The 21,852-nt window shown below is 35.3% G+C and carries 23 protein-coding genes; all 23 read right to left on the bottom strand.

What is annotated here, in order from left to right:
• Positions 1-16: 16 nt before the first annotated feature.
• The 23 genes from LEP1GSC199_RS11935 to LEP1GSC199_RS12045 all read right to left on the bottom strand — a co-directional run bounded on the left by LEP1GSC199_RS11935 (position 17) and on the right by LEP1GSC199_RS12045 (position 21,851).
• Positions 17-1,141, bottom strand: a complete 1,125-nt coding sequence (locus LEP1GSC199_RS11935; RefSeq protein WP_002983201.1) for a DegT/DnrJ/EryC1/StrS family aminotransferase — start codon at positions 1,139-1,141, stop codon at positions 17-19.
• 82 nt (positions 1,142-1,223) lie between these two features.
• Positions 1,224-1,994: a glucose-1-phosphate cytidylyltransferase gene (gene rfbF / locus LEP1GSC199_RS11940; protein WP_002982350.1), complete on the bottom strand. Its 771-nt coding sequence runs from the start codon at positions 1,992-1,994 to the stop codon at positions 1,224-1,226.
• A 31-nt stretch (positions 1,995-2,025) separates the two neighbouring features.
• Positions 2,026-2,466, bottom strand: coding sequence for a dTDP-4-dehydrorhamnose 3,5-epimerase family protein (locus LEP1GSC199_RS11945; protein WP_002982523.1), 441 nt, complete (start codon positions 2,464-2,466; stop codon positions 2,026-2,028).
• A gap of 54 nt (positions 2,467-2,520) precedes the next feature.
• Complete coding sequence (gene rfbG, locus LEP1GSC199_RS11950; protein WP_002982783.1) at positions 2,521-3,618, bottom strand: CDP-glucose 4,6-dehydratase; 1,098 nt, start codon at positions 3,616-3,618, stop codon at positions 2,521-2,523.
• 33 nt (positions 3,619-3,651) lie between these two features.
• Entirely contained in the window at positions 3,652-4,227 is a 576-nt protein-coding gene (locus LEP1GSC199_RS11955; protein ID WP_157356622.1) for a hypothetical protein, read from the bottom strand.
• A gap of 164 nt (positions 4,228-4,391) precedes the next feature.
• A complete protein-coding gene (locus LEP1GSC199_RS11960) occupies positions 4,392-5,705 on the bottom strand; it encodes a DegT/DnrJ/EryC1/StrS family aminotransferase (RefSeq protein WP_002982954.1) in 1,314 nt (437 codons plus the stop codon).
• 4 nt (positions 5,706-5,709) lie between these two features.
• On the bottom strand, positions 5,710-7,377 hold the full coding sequence (locus LEP1GSC199_RS11965; RefSeq protein ID WP_002982245.1) for a hypothetical protein: 1,668 nt from the start codon (positions 7,375-7,377) through the stop codon (positions 5,710-5,712).
• A 431-nt stretch (positions 7,378-7,808) separates the two neighbouring features.
• Positions 7,809-8,636: a class I SAM-dependent methyltransferase gene (locus LEP1GSC199_RS11970; protein ID WP_002982542.1), complete on the bottom strand. Its 828-nt coding sequence runs from the start codon at positions 8,634-8,636 to the stop codon at positions 7,809-7,811.
• Positions 8,637-8,647: 11 nt separating this feature from the next.
• Positions 8,648-9,367, bottom strand: a complete 720-nt coding sequence (locus LEP1GSC199_RS20550) for an SDR family NAD(P)-dependent oxidoreductase (RefSeq protein WP_051999759.1) — start codon at positions 9,365-9,367, stop codon at positions 8,648-8,650.
• Positions 9,360-10,169, bottom strand: coding sequence for a sugar phosphate isomerase/epimerase family protein (locus tag LEP1GSC199_RS11980; protein ID WP_002983194.1), 810 nt, complete (start codon positions 10,167-10,169; stop codon positions 9,360-9,362). The genes LEP1GSC199_RS20550 and LEP1GSC199_RS11980 overlap by 8 nt, the downstream gene beginning before the upstream one ends.
• Positions 10,170-10,181: 12 nt before the next feature.
• Positions 10,182-11,357 carry a radical SAM/SPASM domain-containing protein gene (locus LEP1GSC199_RS11985; protein ID WP_002982798.1) on the bottom strand — a complete coding sequence of 392 codons (1,176 nt, stop codon included), beginning with the start codon at positions 11,355-11,357 and terminating at the stop codon, positions 10,182-10,184.
• A 5-nt stretch (positions 11,358-11,362) separates the two neighbouring features.
• Complete coding sequence (locus tag LEP1GSC199_RS11990; RefSeq protein WP_002982403.1) at positions 11,363-12,097, bottom strand: acylneuraminate cytidylyltransferase family protein; 735 nt, start codon at positions 12,095-12,097, stop codon at positions 11,363-11,365.
• Entirely contained in the window at positions 12,094-12,795 is a 702-nt protein-coding gene (locus tag LEP1GSC199_RS11995; protein ID WP_232420766.1) for an HAD family hydrolase, read from the bottom strand. The genes LEP1GSC199_RS11990 and LEP1GSC199_RS11995 overlap by 4 nt, the downstream gene beginning before the upstream one ends.
• A complete protein-coding gene (locus LEP1GSC199_RS12000; protein WP_002982626.1) occupies positions 12,779-13,663 on the bottom strand; it encodes an NAD-dependent epimerase/dehydratase family protein in 885 nt (294 codons plus the stop codon). The genes LEP1GSC199_RS11995 and LEP1GSC199_RS12000 overlap by 17 nt, the downstream gene beginning before the upstream one ends.
• Entirely contained in the window at positions 13,660-14,352 is a 693-nt protein-coding gene (gene pgl / locus LEP1GSC199_RS12005) for a 6-phosphogluconolactonase (RefSeq protein ID WP_332307937.1), read from the bottom strand. The genes LEP1GSC199_RS12000 and pgl overlap by 4 nt, the downstream gene beginning before the upstream one ends.
• Positions 14,353-14,403: 51 nt before the next feature.
• Positions 14,404-16,161, bottom strand: a complete 1,758-nt coding sequence (locus LEP1GSC199_RS12010) for an LIC12162 family transferase (RefSeq protein WP_002982401.1) — start codon at positions 16,159-16,161, stop codon at positions 14,404-14,406.
• The gene (locus LEP1GSC199_RS12015) at positions 16,158-16,982 is read right to left on the bottom strand and encodes an SDR family oxidoreductase (protein WP_002982848.1); all 825 of its coding nucleotides are present in this window, start codon (positions 16,980-16,982) and stop codon (positions 16,158-16,160) included. Before LEP1GSC199_RS12015 ends, LEP1GSC199_RS12010 begins: the two co-directional genes overlap by 4 nt.
• 9 nt (positions 16,983-16,991) lie before the next feature.
• Positions 16,992-17,765: an SDR family NAD(P)-dependent oxidoreductase gene (locus LEP1GSC199_RS12020; protein WP_002982604.1), complete on the bottom strand. Its 774-nt coding sequence runs from the start codon at positions 17,763-17,765 to the stop codon at positions 16,992-16,994.
• 21 nt (positions 17,766-17,786) lie between these two features.
• Positions 17,787-18,458 carry a class I SAM-dependent methyltransferase gene (locus LEP1GSC199_RS12025; protein WP_002982517.1) on the bottom strand — a complete coding sequence of 224 codons (672 nt, stop codon included), beginning with the start codon at positions 18,456-18,458 and terminating at the stop codon, positions 17,787-17,789.
• Complete coding sequence (locus LEP1GSC199_RS12030) at positions 18,455-18,892, bottom strand: VOC family protein (RefSeq protein ID WP_002983137.1); 438 nt, start codon at positions 18,890-18,892, stop codon at positions 18,455-18,457. The genes LEP1GSC199_RS12025 and LEP1GSC199_RS12030 overlap by 4 nt, the downstream gene beginning before the upstream one ends.
• Positions 18,889-20,274, bottom strand: a complete 1,386-nt coding sequence (locus LEP1GSC199_RS12035) for an aspartate aminotransferase family protein (protein ID WP_002982223.1) — start codon at positions 20,272-20,274, stop codon at positions 18,889-18,891. The genes LEP1GSC199_RS12030 and LEP1GSC199_RS12035 overlap by 4 nt, the downstream gene beginning before the upstream one ends.
• On the bottom strand, positions 20,275-21,018 hold the full coding sequence (locus LEP1GSC199_RS12040) for an acylneuraminate cytidylyltransferase family protein (RefSeq protein ID WP_002983084.1): 744 nt from the start codon (positions 21,016-21,018) through the stop codon (positions 20,275-20,277). It abuts the gene before it with no gap.
• Entirely contained in the window at positions 21,015-21,851 is an 837-nt protein-coding gene (locus tag LEP1GSC199_RS12045) for a sugar phosphate isomerase/epimerase family protein (protein ID WP_002983033.1), read from the bottom strand. Before LEP1GSC199_RS12045 ends, LEP1GSC199_RS12040 begins: the two co-directional genes overlap by 4 nt.
• Position 21,852: the final 1 nt, after the last annotated feature.

The following is a 21,852-nucleotide window of genomic DNA, read 5'->3' on the forward strand; positions in this document are numbered from 1 at the left end:
ATTCAATGGAGTCATCTTAAACATCTATTAGTTGCCCTAATTCTGTGCACACAAACCTAACATCCTCTTCAGAGAGATCATAATGCAATGGCAGTGTCAAAAGTTCGCTATAAATTTTATCTGTTACAGGCAAATATTGAGTTCCATTAGCTTTATAAAAAGAGAGCCAATGGTTGGGTTGATAATGCAAACCAGTTTGAATTCCTCTTTCGAGTAAATTCTTGCGTAGTTCATCTCGATTTCTTACATTTTGCAATCGAATCGGATATATATGAGGAACAATTTCATCGTAGTTTCGATTAAAAATTTTTACATTTTTTACTTCTCTCAAGAGAGTATCATAAAGCTTGGCGAGGCTTTGTCTCTTTTGAGCCATCTCTGGGAAGCGTTTCAACTGTTCGATACCAATTGCCGCCATAATATTACTCATATGGTAGCGCCACCCTTGTTCCGTAACATCGAATTCCCAGCTTCTTTCACCTGAATACCTTTTGTTAGTATCATTTTCAACACCCAATAGTCGAAGATCACTTATACGATTGAGAACATTTTTATCAGACGTTACTACACATCCACCTTCACCGGATGTAATGTTTTTGATACCATCGAAGCTAAAACAAACAATATCACCAAAAGAACCGACCTTCTTGCTATTGTAGGTTGTGCCGAATGCATGTGCTGCATCTTCAATGATTCGAAGATTGTATCTTTTGGCAAATTCATAAATAGCGTCAAGATTCCCAGGTTGACCGCCATAGTGAACCGGCATAATTGCTTTTGTATTTTTTGTAATTCTTCTTTCCGCATCTTTAATATCTATAGAACAGAATTCTTCTTCCACATCACAAGAAATTGGTTTTGCACCCGTAGCGGATATAGCTTGAAAACTGGCTAGATAAGTCAAAGATTGAACTAATACTTCATCTCCTTGACCTATTCCACAAGCTTGCAACGCAAGTTGCAATGCTGCCGTTCCCGTATTGATACAAACTGTATCTCTTCCAAAATATTCACCTAAGAGGTTTTCAAATTCCTGGGTCTCAGCACCCATTCCGAGGAATTCTTTATCCAGAACTTTAAGAACAGCTTGTTTTTCAGATTCAGACAGGCATGATTTAGACAGACGTATTAGTTTATTCATAATTTAAATAAGCAAAAAATTGCAGAACGCATATATATAGATATTTGCGATTCGTAATTTGAGTTAAGCGTTTCCCTTTGCGTCAATATTGCACCTTCCAAGGAGCATTCCCCGAGATCCACAAGTCTTCCAAGTAATCTTTATCTCTTTTCGTATCCATACATTGCCAGAAACCTTCATGCTCATAAGCCATTAATTCTCCCATTTTTGCCACTAGCTCCAAAGGTTCTTTTTCCAATACTGTGGAATCGCCTGCGATCAATTCAAAAAATTCAGGTTCAATTACGAAATATCCACCATTGATCCAACCCCGGGTTGTCTGTGGTTTTTCTTGAAAGCTTTTCACGAGTCCGTCCTGAATATCCAACTCCCCAAACCTAGCCGCTGGATGTACAGCCGTTACAGTTACCATTTTACCATGCGACTTGTGAAATTCTACCAACGTTTTAATGTTTACATCAGATACTCCATCTCCATAGGTCAGTAAAAATGGTTCATTTCCAATAAAATTCTGTAATCTTTTGACACGTCCTCCAGTAAGTGAATTGACCCCCGTGTCAACCAAAGTAATTAGCCAATCAATTGATGTAACAGAATGATTCTGAACAGATCCATTGCTAAGATCGACCATAAAATCGGAATTTAAAGATCTATAATTGAGAAAATATTCTTTAACAAATTCGGCTTTGTATCCCAAAGCAAGGTAAAAATCCTTGTGTCCAAAACTTGCATAAGTATTCATTATATGCCATAAAATAGGCTTTCCACCTATTGTCACCATCGGCTTCGGTATAACGTCAGTATACTCAGCAAGTCTTGTTCCAAATCCGCCAGCAAGAATTATCGTTTTCATAAAATTACCTTAAAATCATAAAGAACTTCTTTTACCAAATACCTTCAATCGCATTTAAATCAAGATTCACCGATTCATCTGGTTCGTGAGTTAGATTTGCGAGATTTAAAAGCACGTTCTCTTCTGCCAAACCCTGAAATGAAACCCAAAGTTTGGGTGGTATAGTCAGACGGAAGTAGTTATTTCTTGAAAGTGAAATCGCTCCAAATGAATTTATAGTAATGGAACCTTCTCGATCATCATAGGCAACAAACTTAATTTCACCTTTAATCACTACCAAATTCATTGTCATTTCCAGATGTTTTTTCCATCCCTTTATGACTCCCTGGTTGACTAAAGAAAAATAGGCTTCAGCAAAGCCAGAAAACCCAGGGTCACTGTTTTTCATTGCGTGGAAGACATTCCCTTTATTCACAGGAATAATTTTGAGTGGAGTGAGCAAAACTCCATCTATCTCATCAATTTTCTTCATTCAAATTTTGAGACATAGTGTTTGAAACCATCTTAATCCAAATTCCTTCCAATTTTATTTTGCCCAGAGCAATTTCTTTGATTGGGCAATCTTTGTATAATCTTGTATTTGCTTCAGCGTGAAATCATAAGTATTCATAGAGGGTTTATAGTATTCCTTGTACCATTCAGAAGTCATCTTGATAGTAGTTTCAAAATCCAAAATAGCCTTCCATTTCAAGAAAAATAAAGCTTTATCACAATTGAGTTTCAAGAGACCAGATTCATAGGGACCATCATAATCTTTTGAATTATCCTCAAACTTTACCTGATCCCAATGCTTTTTCATTTCCTTAACAAGCTCTAGAACCGTTTGACTATTTTCTGAGGCAGGTCCGAAATTAAAGGCCTCTCCATGCAACTTAAAATTTTCTTTCAATGCCATTGACAAATTGAGATAACCACTCAATGGTTCAAGAACCAATTGCCAAGGTCTTGTTGCCATTGGATTCCTAAGTGAGACAACTTCATTCTTTGACCATGCCTTCACACAATCAGGAACAATACGATCATCTGCCCAGTCCCCTCCCCCTATCACATTACCAGCTCGACCTATTCCAATTTTTACTAGCGAATCAGAATTATTAAAAAATGACTTAATATATGATTTAATCGCAAGTTCTGCCATTCCTTTTGAGGAGCTGTAAGGGTCTGGACCTCCAAGAGCATCGGTTTCTCTATAACCCCATACCCACTCCACATTGTCATAACATTTATCACTGGTAATGATTACAGCAACACATTCTTGAGTTAGGTTCCTGAGACATTCCAAAACATTAATAGTTCCCATTACATTAGTAGAATAGGTCAATAAAGGATCTTGGTAGGAAAACCGAACCAAAGGTTGAGCAGCTAAATGAAAAAGAAAATCTGGCTTGATAGAATGTATTTTATCCTTTAATGAAATTAAATCCCTAATATCTATTCGAATATCATTAATAATTTTTGAAATTTCAAGAGAATCAAAATGTGAAGGATTAGTGGGAACATCCATAGAAATTCCGTAGACATCTGCACCTAATGAATGCAACCATACAGATAGCCAAGATCCTTTGAAACCTGTGTGTCCTGTGATGATGACTTTTTTGTTTTGAAAGATGGTGTTTAGTTTCATGATAATTTACTAAAGTTTAAAAAATAGATATATTTATATATTTTTTAGTTTTTCCCCCACAATAAAATAATGTTTTACTCCCCCTGGATAAATAACACCATCCTCGATAAATTGCAAATTCGATTCTGAAAGTATTTCTCTGTATTCTTCCGGTGTTCTTTGCCAACCCCAAAATTGACCTTTAGAATACAATTTCAGTATGGTCAATATATACTTAATAATATTTTTAGTTTTCTGAATCGTGCTCAATTTTAAATCAGAAAAGATCGTTGTTGTGTTCATAATGATAAGTTCGGAATTAGGGTGCATATAATTTTGGATATCATTTAGTATTTCAGCAAGAGTTTCTTTTGGAATAGAATAATCCACATTTGATAAAAAGACTATATTGAAATCATCAATCTGGATTTTATTACCAACAAAATGTATTTGATTCTTTGGAAGAACATTTTGAATCCATTTCAATGAAACCGAAGCATAATCTTGAACATGAACTTCCAAGGATTTATAGTTTTCATGCATTACTTTTTCCATGAAACTTAAACCGGATCCGATGGACAAGACTTTACCTTTGGAGATTCTACCTGCTATCCATTCAGCCAATTCCAACTTGGATTTTTTCCAATCCTCCTTCAAGTCATCATAAGAAGAGTAGTTTTTAAAGAACTCTTTATAGAAATTTGAATAAAATTCAGAATCAGCGAGCTTATGCGAACTCATTTTTCCAAAACTCTGAAATGGGATTCCGAACCAATCTTTTTGGTACATTTTTTTCATAAACAGTATACTTCTTTAATGGTTTTTTTAAATAGTTTCAACATAGTGCCGATTTCATCTTTTCGAATATTGCACGGGATATTGATTATATCTTTGCCTATTGATTCCGAAATACTACAACTTCCATGAATGTAACCAAAATTTTCCAAGGGTTCTTGTGATGCAATGATTGGTTTTTGAAACCAAAACCAATCCGTGTGAATGAATTTGGACAGAAGATCAGAAAACAAAAACCTATTCTTTTCAGACCATACAAACCTCAATGGATAGATCGTTAGATTTTTATTAAAATACGCACTGGGAAGAACTTTCTCCATTGGAGAATTTTGGACAATTTTCAGAATCTCTTCAAAGATTATATTTCTGAGTTTTAGATTCTCTTTCCATCTATCTATTTCTATCAATCCTAGTATAGCCAACATGAGAGGGAATTTAGCAGGATAATAATCAAAGCTACCTCTTTGCGAAGAATAGTCTTCCATTAAAAATGCAGATTCCGATTTAAATATTCTATTCCTTATACTCTCCCAAGATTCAATAGCTAGAAATTTACCGTAGCTTTTTGAGTTACAAAACTTTCTTTCTAATTTAATTCTTTTAAAAATTGCTTTTTGTTTTCGTATAGGAAGGTCTCGTGCAGAGAATTGAATTTCTTTCAGTTTTGTATATAGATCTCTATTCTTTGTATAAACAAAACCACCTATCATTGTATTCAATGGTTTTGAATGATCTGTAGAAAAAATTGCCGCATCTCCAAAATTTCCGACTGTTATGCCATTAACTTTTGAGCCTAAGGTTAAAGCACAGTCTTCTATTAAAAAAATTCCATTACTTTTCGCATAGTTTACGATTGGATCGATATCACATGGAATACCAAAGGAATGTTGTGCGACAATCACTTTCGTATATGGAGAAATCACTTTCTGAATCTCGTTTAATGAAGATCCGAAGGTATTTGGATCAATATCCGAGAACATTGGTTTCGCACCAATTCGAATCACAGCATTAACCATAACCGAACAATTGGAACCGAGAAGAATTATTTCATCCCCCGATCCTATATTCAATGATTTGAGTATTGAATAAAATCCCATCCTAGCCGCAGCAAAGGAAATAACATATCCATCACCTATCAAACTTCCCATTTCTGTCTCATAGGTATGTATCGTGTTACTATTGGTTTTTCCTATATTATTCTTAATTTCGAGCAGTTCGGATTCCCTTAAATCATCATGTCCCTGAATAAAACCGAAATATGGAGATCTAAAATACAATAATGCAATTTTGAAAATTTTCTGAATGATTCTCATACTACTATTGATTCAAAAGATTTTGCCAGAATTTCCAATCTACCTTGGAATATAGATTATTCTTTCCTGAATATCCAGTTTTTTTCAAATCCTCTACTTTAATATCTAATATTGAATGAATAACTTTGGGTTGAAAGGAATTCTCTCCCATCAAATAGTCAATATGGTATCCTTGGTATCTAAATATAGGGATACCCATAGAATAAGCCTCGGAACCAGAACTACTGGAACAGTAAACAATTCCATCCGAGATATCATATAAATTCTTAGCTGTATCCTTGTAATGGAAAGAATTAGAATTTAGTTTTATATGCGAAATATTAGTATTGGGATGACTTTTAATTAAAAATTTAAAATATGTTTTTTCAGATTCATCAATAATATGGAAGAGTAGATCGAGTGCCTGGTTTCTAGCTATAGGCAAAAATACTCCAATAACGATATTTTCTAGATCAATTGCCTTTGAGTGTCGAATATTTTCCTTGTATCTCAAAGAGCCTCCATCAAATATATTGCAAAAACCTTTGAAATGCTTCTTTAAATAGTTCTTGTTATCATCGCTATTTGCAATTATAGCATCAGGCAAATCTAAACTCTTCATCTCAAGTTCTGAAGACATGTATGAAAGAAAGTTTAAACCAATAGCACCATGCTGATATCCATACAATTTGAAATCTGCATTCTTGACTTTTCGTCTCGCCAATAACATTAGCTTTTCCCAAGGTTGGTTTTCAAAAGGATATACCAAAATACCATTCGCATCCTCGAAAAAATCAATCCAAGCCTCATACTCCAATAAATTCATAATAAAATTAGACTTTGTCAGCTCTTTAATTTTTTCAAATTTCCACAAATAATCTATATTCAAATTTTTATAAATTGGATTGATCTTCTCGAAGGAAGGAAACTTAAAAAATAATTTAATGAATTTGAAGATAGAAAAGTAATTTTGTAACCCTGTAATACTCAGCTGTATAAGATCAAAATATTTCACCAAGGAATAGTTTGCATAGTAGGACAAAAAGACAGTTGTTCCCTTTGAAAATTTAATACCCTCTAATCCGGTTAAATATTGCTCTTGGAAATTTCCCTTGGAAAAACATCTTTCTTCCAACCAAGTATACAAGAACACCGAATCTTTTACATCCTTCATTTCAGGATTCATGAGTATTTGCGATGCAACTATTCGAAAAAAAAATCTTCCTCGACTTAAAAACAAAATACAAATATTTTTTATAAAATCTTTAAATCTCGTAAATAAAAAATTAAAATAACTACTTACTGAAATTTTAAAGTCAAAATTATCATTTAAAAGTTTATATAATCTATAGTCATCTACAATCACAACATCACAGATTCCATGCTTTACATAATATTCTGCTGTCAACAAGCCGATTAAATTATCATAGAAATCAGTTTGCAGATTGCTGTGAGAAGCGATACTTGTAGCATACCAATTCTCAATTTTCTTTTGCTTCGACTTTTGTAAGGCAATATATGAAACAAATTCCTTTCGATTTCTTTTGAATAACAAATTTTTAACACGGCTTGAATCAATGTAATACTTGCTACCGCGATAGATTCTCAAAAAATTAAACGACAAACTCAAAACAATAAATCTAGATTTTATTGAGCTAGTCCTAGGCTTAAACATTAATTCTATTTTTTTCATTTTTTAAAGAGATTTCTTACCAAAACAGCAATTTTTAAATGCTAATTGTGCGTAGTTTAAAGAGAAACATCAATAGAATCACCAACATAACCCTACAAATCCTTTTCTTTAATTAAAATATTCATGGAATAAATTTACTACATATCAGCGGGCACTTTTCTATTGTTAAAATGATTCAAAATTTTCTGCGATCATATACTGCAGAAAAAAAATCCACTTTATATTGATTGTAAAAAACTTTAATGAATTCAAATAGATTATTTATTACTTCCTATAGATTTTGGAGTGTAGTAAATTCGACTTCTCTACATTTAAATCCAAAAAAGTTTTTATATTAATTAAATCGAACTAGACTGAAAAAGGCTATAGTTTACATAATTAAAACTTACGTTTTTTATCACGAGCAACTATTTTTCTTCAGAATATACTAATCATTTTACAATCTTAAAGCTATCGTATCGGTGTTCCAACTCCTTCATTTTTTCCATACCTAATGAATTCATTATAGCGCGATCATTAGAAAAATAACTCCAAAAAATATCTTCCTTAAAGGTCTCCTTATATGAGTCTTTTATTTTAACCGATTTTGGAAACTGATCCTTAATGATCGATTCAGCCAAAACATAATAACAATCGCCTAAGTTCTCCGCCGGCTCTTCAACTGGAGGTAAACCTAGCTTCTTTCGAAAAACATTGATATATGCAATGTTTTTATGACGATATCGATAATTGGCATCATCCAGTGCAAAAATCGCCTTATTATTAACTAATTTTAACGCGGATTCCAATTCAGGAATAAGCACGTCCGAAGTATGTTCAGAATCAAAAAAACCAAAATCGATTGATTCTTTTTTTTCCGCAAGCATTGGAATCCCCAACTCCTTTGAAGTACTCAAATATCCTATATAAATCCAGTTGCTATGTAACGACTTCTCGAATATTCGCTGATGCGTATCACATATAATAGAACGAATATATGAAAGTTTATTCTGATTAGTATCCCAGGTATAAAGCTTCTTATTATACTTTAATGCAAAATAAGATAAAACGATCGTGCTTGCACCGCAACCAGTTTCTACGATTACCCCTGATGATTCCGGGCTAACTATATTAGATGAATTTAAATCATCGTAGATCGCCAAAAATTCCGAATCCGGAATCGAATTACACCAGCGAGGCATCATCCTTTTAACAGTTAAAAGGTAGTTTTTCTCATCATTGAAAATTTGTTCTTTTTCTCCAAAATAAAAGTCGTACATAGTATCCCCTATTAAATAAAATCTCCACCGTCAATTTTTATGTTTTCGCCTGTTACAAAATCGTTTTCAAAAGCTAAATTATATATAACTCTTGCAACGTCCTCAGGATTACCGATACGTCCAAGTCGTACCGACTTAGCGCGTTCTTCCATTTCTGCTTCAGTTTTCTTGAGTACCTGTGTGTGAAACTTTGACCGAATAAATCCTGGTGAAACACTATTAGTTAGTATATTTTTGTTAGTGTAATACTTCGAAAGATGTTTCACTAAATAAAGAACCCCATGCTTTGCTAGTCCATAAGAAAAACTATTTTTTCCACCACCATGCACAGCTGAGGCTGTCGACATTAAAACGATTCGACCATAACTTTGAGATTCCATATTTGGTAGTATTGCCTTTAATATAGAAATCACAGATGTTAAATTTATTTCGAGAGTATCATTAAAATCTTTGGAAGAAATTTTCTGAATATTATCTTCTGAGTATGCGTATCCATGGAACTGGATGAAATGAGTGATTGACTCACCAGCAATTGCTTCCTTAACTAAGTTTACCTTAGTATTACTCGAGAAATCGAAGGAGTGAACTTTTATTTTTTCATTATTACTTTGGTAATCAGAGTGTGTGAATAAATGCAACTTTTTTAAGTTAGGGATTTTTACAACTTTTGCAATGAATGCTTGAGCCAAATCACTATTGGCACCAGTGATGAGTACATTGAAGCTATCCATAGTAGGAACTCAGACTTTTGAAGGCGGAAGCTAAATACTTATTTTTCTCAATCTGCTTAGAATTTACAATTTCACCTGCAACAAAACCAGAATAATTCTTACGCTTTAATATATCGGAAACTTTCCTATGAGTTTTATCAAATTGATTTGATGGTATCGACAGTCCTGGATCACTCACTTGGCAATGGCTAACGTATGAAAAATACTTTTCAATCAGATCCAAAGGCTCATCGTTTTCAATAAAACTTCTAACATCTAGTTGAATTTTTATGTTTTCAAAATTGTTTTTTCCTAATAGAGATAATACTTCTGCAAAATAATTTAAATATTCACACGAACTTGGGTGTAATGGTTCTACATTTATATTTACTCCATCTGAGTAGGAGTCAATTTCACCCAAGAACTCTAAGAAAATTTTATTGCAGTCTTCTGTTTTTTTCCCATTTTTTTTTCTCGCTTTGGGAGATCCTAATACTATATTTTTACATCCTAAACTAACGGCTAAGTCCATATACTTCTTAAGATAATCGAACATTTCTGTTTTTTTGGCTTCTGATCCAAATAACTCTAAATCTTCCCGCGTAAAAGTAAGAGAATGCAAGGCGGAAACTTGCAAGGAATTAAACTTAAGCAAATCATACAACCAATCAAGTTTCACCTTCGCTACATTGGTAGGTTCTTCCCAAATACAATTCAATGCTAACTCAACAGCATCGAATCCCAACTCTTGTGAGGTTTTCAAAAACTCTTCAAAATTTTCTTCACCCTTAGGCCATATTATATTAGAAATCGCTATCTTCATTTTCCATTTCTTTTATACCACCGCACAGCCCTTACATGGATTTACAATCTGCCGATTCCCCGATTTATGTGCTGCTCGCAAACCTTCGTATCTCTCCATTCGCCACAATTCCGATATGGAATTTTCTGGAAACTTTCCCATTTGTAAAGTTGAACGGTAATCACTGTCACATGGATTGGTTAAACCATCTTGCCAAATAAACATTCTACGAAACAAATCAGAACAAACTTTTGTTTGGCCATTAGGTTTTGCTTCGTATATATTTTCCCAAGGATTATAGTTAACAAATGCTACTTGGTCGACTAAATTACCCCAAACCTTCTCCATCGAATCCATGTCCTGTTTTTCAGTTACCTTAACGCCAGATACCCGAGTAATAATCGGTAAGGAAGAATATTCTTTCTGCCTTATATTTTGAAACATTTCAATATTCTTGAGAACCTTATCTAATTTACCGTTAACACGTAATTGACTGTACAGAGGTTCTTCTGCCGCATCTGCAGAAAAAACTACAGTTTTTACACCCCCAGCTAGAAGAGCATGAACTTTTGATTCTGTTAACAAAGAGGCATTCGTATTTACTTTAAGATTTAAAAATTTATCCTTTGCATATAATAACATTCCTTCTATTTCTTTGGCAAGGAGTGGTTCTCCCCTAGAGGCAAGAGAAAGGAATTCAATATTGTTCGTTGCCTGATCAACAATTTCTTTAAAAAGCTCCAAACTCATTTGCCCCATACCTGGAGTTGTTTTTTTAAAAAAATTAAGGTCTGTTTGGTAACAGAACACACAACGATAATTGCAAATGGACGATGGTTCTATTTGCAAATAAGGAGGAAAGTTGTCCAATTTCTCGAGTTGTGGAAATACATCATATCTATACCGATGATAAAAGAAACGAAGAAGTTCTTCATCATTGTAAGTATACATTTCCTCCGCAATAAAAGGCGTTATTTTAAATAATACATCATCTGAGGTAGATGTTAAATCAACCAAAACCTGATTTAATGTTTCTTTAAAATTTTCCTTCTGTTGAATCGAATGAGTGGTTACGAGTGTCCCAGTTACCCATTCATTTAAAACACGAATAGCTCTACCTTTTTGGTATTCAATGATTCCTGTTTTGTGACTTTTAAAGTCCTGGAAACTGTGATGTTTTTTATATACTTTTGGATCAATCTCTTTCATACTAGTTACCTAAACTCACCGTATTTTTTCAACCACCATTCAACCACTGGAATCTGCCATTCATAGTCAACATCACAACCTGCCTCTTGGTAAAGAGGTAGAATTTTTTGACCCATCCACTTTTGCGGAAGTAACCCTTCTTCAAGATTTAATAAATTATTTGGTCGAACGATAGAAACACCCATATCAGCAAATAATACATCACCTTGGGAGTCTCTGTCACAATTTAGAGTTTTCGGATCGCCAAATGTTTCAAAGGGAACAAATGGTTGGAGAAAACCATTTGGATCTTTTTTTCGTGCACGCAGTGGAGACCACATATTATACTTAGATACCGTAACCGCAGAATCAGCCTTTGGATTCTCTCTTAATTGTTTGATTCCAGTAGAGATGGTTTCTGAAGTAAGAGTAGCAGCATTGCAAAAAAGTAAAACTACCAGTTCTATAGTTTTATCGGGATTTCTTTCTTGGATCACAGAAAAACCATGTTGGTAAGCATGTTCACCTAATGCTTCTTTGGTTGCCAAGTGTGGAGGACGATCAATCACTTCAACACCTTCCGCTATTGCCAAATTCTTCAATTCAGGGTCGTCAGTAGATAGATAAACCTTGTCGATCTCTTTTGTCCGCTTTGCGATATTCATTGGATACCATGCTAACGGCTTTCCCATGATGGGGAAGGTATTCTTTCCAGGAAAACCAATGCTTCCTTTTCTACCAAGCAGGAGTGCTACTATCATAATAAACCTATAAAATCCTTTATTTTATTTCCCGAATAATGAATTGAAAAATCACTAATCTTTGTTTCCCGAAGAAGAAACTGAATTCCTGTTTGCTTAGCAGCTAACCAATCTGTTTTACTATCCCCTATCAAAATTGTTTCCTCATTTTTTATGTTGTAATTTTGTAATGTCCAGTTGATTGCTTCCGATTTCTGGGTCGGAGCTCCAAAAACATGTTCAAAAATCTGGTTTATCTGCAATGGAATTAAAATTTCTTGGATCTCTTCCTGAGGTGTGCCTGTCACAATTACAAACTTCTGGTAGACCGGTTTTTGCTTAAGAAATTGTTCTACTCCAGGAACCCAAGGTGAGGAAATTACTTTTTGGACTACAAGATTAGCAAACTGACCTAGATACTGACCTATCACCTGATCTGTTGGCTGTATACCAACCCATTCCAGATACATTGGTATTTTCTCAAATCGTGAAATTCCCCCGTATTCTAAATGATGAATTTTGATCCTTTTTAAAACATCCTTGGATGCATTGGGAAACAAAGAAAGATATGCATCTGTTTTTACATCTACTGAATCTTTTATGACTCCATCAAAATCCCAAAAGATGAGTTTATATTCCTGTAAACTTTTTATACTCAAGTATCGGTATTCCGAGATAGTCGAAAGCAAATCTAAATTAAAATCAAAGATAGTTTTCAAATTTTGATGTACTTTTTATTTCATCAATCAACTGTAACAATCCCTGGCCAAGATCTACATGCATGGGAGGGATATACTTCCTTCCTAACTTTGGTTGGTAAGCATAAGGAGTTCGGACATAGTGGCCCACTTGGTCGCCTTCTAAAAATTCTACAGCATCAGGCCTTCCCAATATTTCTGCGAGCATCTTCAATAGTTCAATCACTCTCATCGGTTCCTGACCTGTTAATACAACACTTTGGTTTTTAAACTCCTCTCCCATTGCCACAACACTAGCCTTTGCTGCATCTTCCACATGAATGTATTCTCGTAAACTATCAGCACTTCCTTCATAAGTGATCCGACCAGTTTCTAAAGCTGATTTTACGATACGAAAGAGGCCATTTGAATCGTCTGACCTTGGCCCGTACAAAGAACCATATCTAAGGATGGTAAAATCCAATCCAAAACATTTCTGGTATTCCTCGATATAACTTTCTGAGGCTTGTTTACTGCAGCGATAGAATCCACCTTCACGACTAAATACATATACTGTACTTGCATAGATAAAACGTTTTACATTGTGTTTTCTGCAGGCTTCTAAAATGTACGTATTTCCTAATACATTGATACGAATTGTATCAACAGGTTTGTCCAAGGCCTGGTTCAAATCAGCAAGTGCAGCAAAATTATAAACTACATCAAACCCATCGACTATTTCCGATACGGTTTTTTCATCCAAAAGATCACCAGATACAAACTTCTGATTAGAACGTAACCAAGGAGATTTTACTAAATCAAAAATAGTTACCTCATGTCCTGCATCTGTCAAAGCGTCAGCAACATGAGAACCGAGAAAACCTGACCCACCAAACACTAATACTTTCATTGATTTTCCGTTAAAAAAAACATTTCTGTGGTTTTAATGCCTTTCACCTTTGTTGCAGGAAGATCCTCTCCCTTTAAAACTCTATCCACAATTTCTTGTTTTGATTTCCCTGATACTAGAAACAAAATATGATTGGAAAGATTGATTTTTTTTATCGAAAGAGATACTCTTTCAGAAGGTGGTTTCGGCGAATTATATACTGCTAATAAATCGGGTGCCTCTGGTGACAATCCCAACTCATTCCCAGGGAATAAGCTGGCCGTATGTCCATCTTCACCTATTCCCAGTATGGCTAACTGAAACATAGAAACACCTATTAGTTTTACTTCATATTCTTTGACCATATCCTCTGGATTGTCTGAAGAGAAAGAATGAAATTCTGACAATTTTAAGATACCAGTTCCCAAAGCTTCTTTAACCATCGTTTCGTTTCGATCCGGATGACCCTTGGGGTAAGAGCGTTCATCTGCCAACCATAAATTTACCTTCCTCCAAGGTATATTTAATTCATTAAATCGCCTATAAATTGGGAGCGGTGTGTTCCCGCCAGAAAGAATTATTCTTATCGAATCATCCGATGAATTTAGATTCCTGCATCTCTCATTAAGTATATTTTGGATCTGTATTAATATGCAATCACGCCACAACTCTTCGCTCGAAAAGGCCCGAATATCCATCATCGACTCCATCAAAGACTTTCACCGACATTCCTATTTGTAGATTAAATAGTTTATGTAAAACTATGTTTTGAGGTAATTATTCAAAATTGTTAAAGGATTTTTAACTTTGCGAACATATTCATAACAAAATTCATTTTTAGCATCTTGAACTTCCTTTGAATACCACCATTCTGGTACATGATTCCATATTTTATTAACCATTTTTGCTGCTTCTTCTGGACTTTCGTGAAAGATACCCACATTTTTTAGTATTTCAAAAAAGGGGACAGCAGTGTCTCGAATTTCCCAATGGTTTGGATTCCAGAAAATAATCGTAGGAGTATTCCTTCCCATTGATTCTAGAAAGGTTGTTGCGTTGTAAGTTGAAACATAAATGCGTGAATTTTGAATTAACTTTTCAATTTTTGTATTACCATAATCTAACCGAATATATGGAAAAATATCTCTCCACCTTAAGTTTTGGTTCCAATTAAAATCTGAAGAAGGTAACCTAACCACTAAGTCATTCACCTGAATACCGGTATCCAATGAACGTACAAAACGAACTTGATCGTTAAAATAATTCATCCATTGACTTCCAACAGGAATACTGTACATCCAGTAACTATACCTAGGTATTGACATTGTAACTAGTAAAAGCTTACCATCTTTTACGAATTTGTAATCATTGATTCCAATTATTTTTATAGATGCAAAACTAATAGCATTAGGTTTACTTATATCCTTCCAACCCCAGGTTAAGTATCGATCACTTGACTCTATTTCATGGTCTTCCATGAATGACCACTTTCCTATTCCATAATGACCGCCATGTTGTCCCAAAAAATACTTAACATTTCTCTCTGTTTTTTCACCGACGTAAGCTTTAAAATAATCACTGGAATTATGCTCATTGCTTGTAAAAATAAACCGAGGATTTTCAGGCCATGGACCTCTTGAAACACTCCTACAAAGTTCTAAATATCCTTCCAAATATCCTGTAGGCATTTGAATAGGAATTAATTTGCTTAACAGCACTTCAAATTCAGACTTAAATTCTAGGTTTAGCGTCCAATTTCTTTGCTGATGATTAAGCCTATAGGAAGAACATTGGATCCTTTTCCAAATTTTTGGAACTTCACCCAATTCAATTTGAATTCGCAACAAACTGAGGATTGGCAGATAACTAGAAATAATCAGAGGACCGTTACTGGATGGCCAAAAATTTAAGATAGACAACAATATCCCTTTTCCGACCTTTGACAATTGTGTTTTGATACTTATTTTACGAATCTTTAATGACTCAGTTTTTAAATTTATTTTTTGCTTATATATATTATCTGATTTCATATTCTGTAATAGATAACTATAAATTGCAAAATTCCAATCATCCCCAAGGTATTTTTTTCCAAAATCCTCCATATCATTTGGGACAAGTATTTTCACTAAACTCTCATCTATCTTACAATAAAGCTCTATATTTCGTTCGATTAAAATCCTTAGCATCTCAAACCGATCGAACACCATTTGCATAAAATATCCCAACCAAGGTCCAATTAAAATTCGCCAATATCTTAACGAATGATTTACATTATGGATTTCATTGAGCTTTTCTGACAGATTACTTAAGACATCTTCATACAAATCCTGAATGTACAAATAATCTCTATATAACTTAGCCCTATCGTCCCAGTGATATGGGAAAGTTTCCCCATTATATTTTGACCATTTTTCTTTCCGATCGTAAATCTTACACCACTCACCTAGAAATACGACAGGTATGTCCTCCGACGGCCAAGTTTCTTCAAGAGCAGTCAATATTAAATGCTTTGGATTCACCAAACACTTCTCCCACCATCTGCAGAAATTATAGATCCATTTAAGTAACTTGCACTTTCACTTAATAAGAGTAGAACTAGCCCTTTGTATTCATCTTTTTTTGCCAAACGTCCTAAAGGGATCCTTGATATTACTTCTTTGAGGAAATATTCATTTTGATTGTTCTCTATTCCACCTGGGCAAATGGCATTACACCGAACGTTTTTGTCAGCCCAATAGGTTGCAAGATACCGAGTCAAACCGATGAGTCCCGCTTTAACCACTGAGTAGGTTACAGGTTTTACTGGTTGTAACTCTTCGGGAAGCCCTGCTTTTCTGTAGAGCCTTTGGTCAGGTGCAATCAAACCAAGATCAGAAGATATATTTAATATAGTCCCACCCGCTGGATTTTGAGAGATTAAGAAACCATAATGTTTTGCGCAAAGAAAAGAACCCGATAATCCTACAGCAAGATCTGAATTCCAAACAGCGGTTGGAAAATTTTCTAAACGAGAGAAAGCCTTCTCTGTCGAATCCTCAACTTTAGGATTATTTGCAGCATTGTTGATGAGGGCATGTATATACTTGTATTTTATTTTGATTATAGAAAGGTTATCGATGATTTCTTCTTCTTTCGTAATATCAACTTTATACCCAATGGCATCAACAGAATATTTTTGTTTTAACTTATCGGCTAATTGATTGCACCGATCTTGATCTAAATCCAATAGAACAGGAATGCCACCGGCTTCGGCAACAACTTCTGCATGTTGGCTTCCGAGTAACCCCGTAGCACCGGTAATAATAATAACTTTGTCTTTTAAAGAAAATAAATCTATCATAGAAATCTCTTAATGAAACCCGACGGTTTGACCCCCATCAATGACTACACAAGAACCAGTAATAAACGAAGCTCTTTCCGAAGATAAAAACAACACTAAATCTGCGATCTCCTCAGGGGATCCAAATCGCTTCATTGGGACTGTCGATTCAATAAGCTTTTGAATTCGGTCCGGATCTTTCTGTATCTTCTCATCCCAACTACCACCAGGAAAGTATACATTCCCAGGAGCAACACAGTTGACTCGAATGTTAGGAGCTAGTTTTCGAGCTAAGTTTTTAGAAAGTGCGAAAAGCGCCGCTTTTGCAACAGAATAATCAGTAGGTGCCCCAAAGGCCTCTAAACCTGCAATAGAAGAAATAAAAATAAGAGTTCCTTGTTCTTGGTGACTCATCTGCAGAAATTCTCTAGCAACATTTTCTGCTGAGGTAAAATTCATCTGCCATGTTTTATTAAATTGGCTCTCTAGTTGAAGAGGATCTGGGGTACTCCTCCCATCACCAACATTGGAAACAACAATATCCAAAGTATTCCATCTATCAGAAATAGCAGAAAAAACGCCCTTTATACTTATAGGATCAGTTGCATCTGAGGCAAATGCTAAAATAGTGCTGCTTGGGAATTCCCGTTTTAGCTCTGTCAGCACGGAATCAACCATTTCTTGATTTCGAGAGCAGAAAGCAACATGTGCACCTTCAACCAAAAAACTGCGAACAAGTGCTAAGCCAATCCCACGACTTCCACCCGAAATAAAGACTTTTTTATCTTTTAGATTTAAATTCACTTAAGTCCCTAAATCGGTTTATTAGGATTTTTTATAAGCAGAGCCAACTAACATCAGCTCTCGAGACCAACGTAAAAATTTATTCTGCGTTCTAACAGGTATAAACGGACTTAGCAATGCACATAAATAATTCAGTACCGGATATTTCCAAACCACTGGAAGTTGTCGAAAGATGTAGACATTGCTATTTGAATAATCACATATTTTAAAAATATCCAAAAGTGAGATTTTGGTAAATGGAGTTCGATGGGTAAAGTCATCAAAATAAATTTTATAATTCGATTCCCAATCGGGAACTAAGCAGATAATTATTCCACCTGGTTTTAAAACTCGATAAGCTTCTTTAAGAAAAAAGTCGGGGTTACGCAAATGCTCAAGAAAACTCTTATTATAAATGACATCGAATGTGTTGTCCTTAAATGGCAACTTATCTTTATCAGCGTTACAAAGGTGGACAGGAATTTGATGAGTTGCCAAGTAAGTTTTGGCCTCTTTAGAAAGATCAACTCCAGTGCAGTGCAAACCCAGTTTTTTAAAATTAAGCAAAAACTCTCCTCTACCGCATCCCGGTTCGAGGATTTTTAATCCAGGTTTTAAACCAAAAGACTGATAGAGATAAGAAACTAATTTGCCTGGGTAATCGGTATACGGATGTGAGCCTTCATCATATACCACTTTTAAATAATCTGTCACGATGCGACCTCCTCTACCAATTCCAACAAAATACCATCAATGTCATGACAGTAAGCAACTTTAACCGTTCCAGACGGCGACAACGCTGGATCGTTAACAATGTTTCCACCTAAAGTTTTGATTAATTCACAAGTACGTTCAATATCATCTACAGTAAAAGCAATATGAGAGCAACCCAATGTATTCGATGGAGAGTTTACTTTCTCCTTCTTTAGAGGATGCGAATGATATTCAAGTAATTCAATCATTGATCCATCGCTTGCATGCATTTTAGCTGTTTCTAATTTCACAGATCCAATACCAACAACTGTCTCGATGAACCTACCTTCTTCGATTTCTCGTTTCCAAAGAACAAAACCTAATGCTTCGTAAAATTTCAGCGATTCCGATAGTTTTCTTACTACTAACCCAGTATGTCGCGTTTTTTTAATCATACAGATTTCTTTATTGCGTCAGCTATCGCTCCAGAAAAAACGCTTAACCCTTCTAATAAGCCTTCTTCATGGATACAAAGTGGAGGTGCAAGTTTTATGGATTCACGCCCAGTATGAACCACGATTAGACCTCTCTGCAAACAATACTCTGAAATCAGATCACACAAGGATGAAAGTGGTTTGCCTTGTTTATCATTGAAGATAACGGCAGCCAATAAGCCAATTCCTTGAACAGAACTTATGTAGTCAGAATATTTCGATTGGATCTTCTTTAACTCTACGTGAAATTTTTTACCTAATTCTTCCGAATTTTTTATATAACCGTCTTCAAGAAGTGATTCTAAATTCGCCTTCCCTGCTGCACAAATCATTGGATTGGCAGAATGCGTTGAACTCATAGAACCTATGTCAGGTAAATCCATTACCTCAGAAGAACCTAACACTAAAGATAAAGGCAAACTAGATGCTGCACCTTTCCCACAACACAGGATATCAGGTTCCACACCGTAATGCATATAACCAAATAATTTTCCTGTTCGTCCAAAACCTGCCTGCATTTCATCGAAAGAAACAAGAATATCATTCTGATGGGCAAACTCTACAACTGCTTGCACAAATTCCTTTGGATAAAAAATGGCACCCCAACCTTGAAAGGTTTCCAACATAAAGCCAGAAATATCAGTAAGTGGATTGATATTTTTTTCCTTACACAATGCCTCTAATCCTTTTTTAAAAAAATCGACAGGATTCTCTACTGCCTCTTCTCTCCATGGATAGGGGAAAGGTAGGTGGTGAATATTTGGGTCAAGATAACCAATCCATTCTTTTTGGGCTGGATTCCATCCCATCATCTGTGCACCTAAAGTGCGACCATGCCAATTCCCTTCGAAACAGATAATACCACCTTTCGTTTTCCCTTTTTTCTGACCGTAAAGTCTCATCAGTTTTAAAGCACACTCGGTGGCTTCTGTTCCTGCAGATAATAAAAAAGCTTTCTCGAATTGTTTAGGCGTATTTGTAATCAAGTAGTCAATATATTCAATTCTTTCTAAGTTCCCGTAGGTATACGTATGTAGTAATGGCTTATCAAGGACTCGCCTTAAAGCTTCAATGATTCGCTTGTTGCCATGACCAGAATTTGTTACAAAAATTGTACTACTAAAATCTATCCAAGTATTCCCCCACGGATCAGAAACTTGGAATCCTTCGGCCTTATCCCAAATAATTGGCATCTGCCCATGCATAGATCTTGATTCTCTTTCATACATCTTCTCTAACAAAGGGATACTTTCGGGAACAGGAATCTGAGTTTGTATTTTTCTATATCTAGAACTAACCAACTCAACATTCTGCGGAATATGACTGAATCCGTGACCTGACATTTATTTTTTCTCCATTTTATTCAAGTAATCCAATAACGGTGAACCATACTTCTTAATTTGAAATTCAAGTAAATCTAACTCTTCTGGTGAATCAACTTCTGTACACACAGGAGAAATATAGCCGATCACCTTATTTCCATGAAACAATTCTGTATTTAAAACAAAAGAGCTTCTTACTACATCAACGTAACCATCGGGTATATAAACATCGGGGTAGGATTGTCTAGGGAGATTAAATCTATCCAAAGAAGTTTCCTCCGAAGTAAGAGCTGTCAGATAACCGGAATCATTCTTACGAAACCACTTAAAAGGAGATTCTGAGCATGGATGAGCTGAACGTAACGCGGTTGCCTTACTATCAGCTTCCAATACCCGCACAGCTTCATCTATATGTTTTGGATCTCTTAGAGGTGTAGTCGGTCGTAAATGAACCCAAAACTCAGGTAGATTAGATTCGTTTTCTTTCACCCATTGCATTGCATGCAACATAAAATCTCTGTCTGTTGAAGTGTCAGTAGAAAATTCAGGAGGACGAAGAAACGGGACTTCTGCGCCATACCGCTTCGCAATTTCTGCATACTCTTTTGAATCAGTAGAAACGATAGTACGGCCCACAGTCTCTGCTAATACTCCCGCTGCAATACTATAAGCAATCAAAGGATGCCCACTAACTACAGCGAGGTTCTTATCTTTTATACTTTTTGACCCACTGCGTGCAGGTATAATAGCAACTGTATTTTTCAAACTAACCCACCTACTCTAAATACATTACGAACCCAGCTTAACTGCCGCTTAAATATATCAAGGCCTTCATCATCCCGATATGCCTGCATAATGAAAGGACCTGCGTAATTTATCTTTTGAATCAAAGATAAAACTTTATTGAATTCAGCATTACCTGTGCCTAACTCAACAGAACCCGCATTGAGTTTCCTATCTTTTATATGAATATCTGTGATATAATTTCCATAGGCTTCAAATTCTTCACTAGGATCAAATCCGAGTGAAGCGCTGTTGCCAATATCATAATTTACCGTTACCGCTTTTGAAGCAAACATTCTGACTACTTGTAAAAAATCATTAGGGCCCAAATCTGTTTCTAAAGACAAATGAATGTCCGATACCTCAGCTTCCTTGACCAAAGGCAAAAGGTTCTCGTAAAAAGATTTTTTATCCGATTCAGACCGTAAAGAAGATTGGTCCACACAAGGAATTACTATATCATTGACTCCGATTTCTTTGGCATGTTTCAAAAGCAAAGAAAGGACTTTTTGGCTATTTTCAACGACTGCAGAATCACTAGAATGTAGTGGAGCTTCCATAAAATAATCGGCACAGATAGAAACCACTTTGACCCCAGTTTCCTTGATAGTTTTTTTTATCTCTTCAATTCCGACTTCTGATGTGAGCGGGTTTTTATCAAAATCGTTATAATCAAGAATAAATTCAATACAGTCCAGACCAAGCGATTGCGCAATGGGAAACTCATCTTGCCAATAACCAACAGGATGTGCTTGGTAGCGACCATTGAATTTTGGGAGTAACCTACCTTGCATAACTCCGAGTAAATTTTTCATA

The sequence above is a fragment of the Leptospira vanthielii serovar Holland str. Waz Holland = ATCC 700522 genome (assembly GCF_000332455.1).
GTDB classification, from domain to species: Bacteria; Spirochaetota; Leptospiria; order Leptospirales; family Leptospiraceae; genus Leptospira_A; species Leptospira_A vanthielii.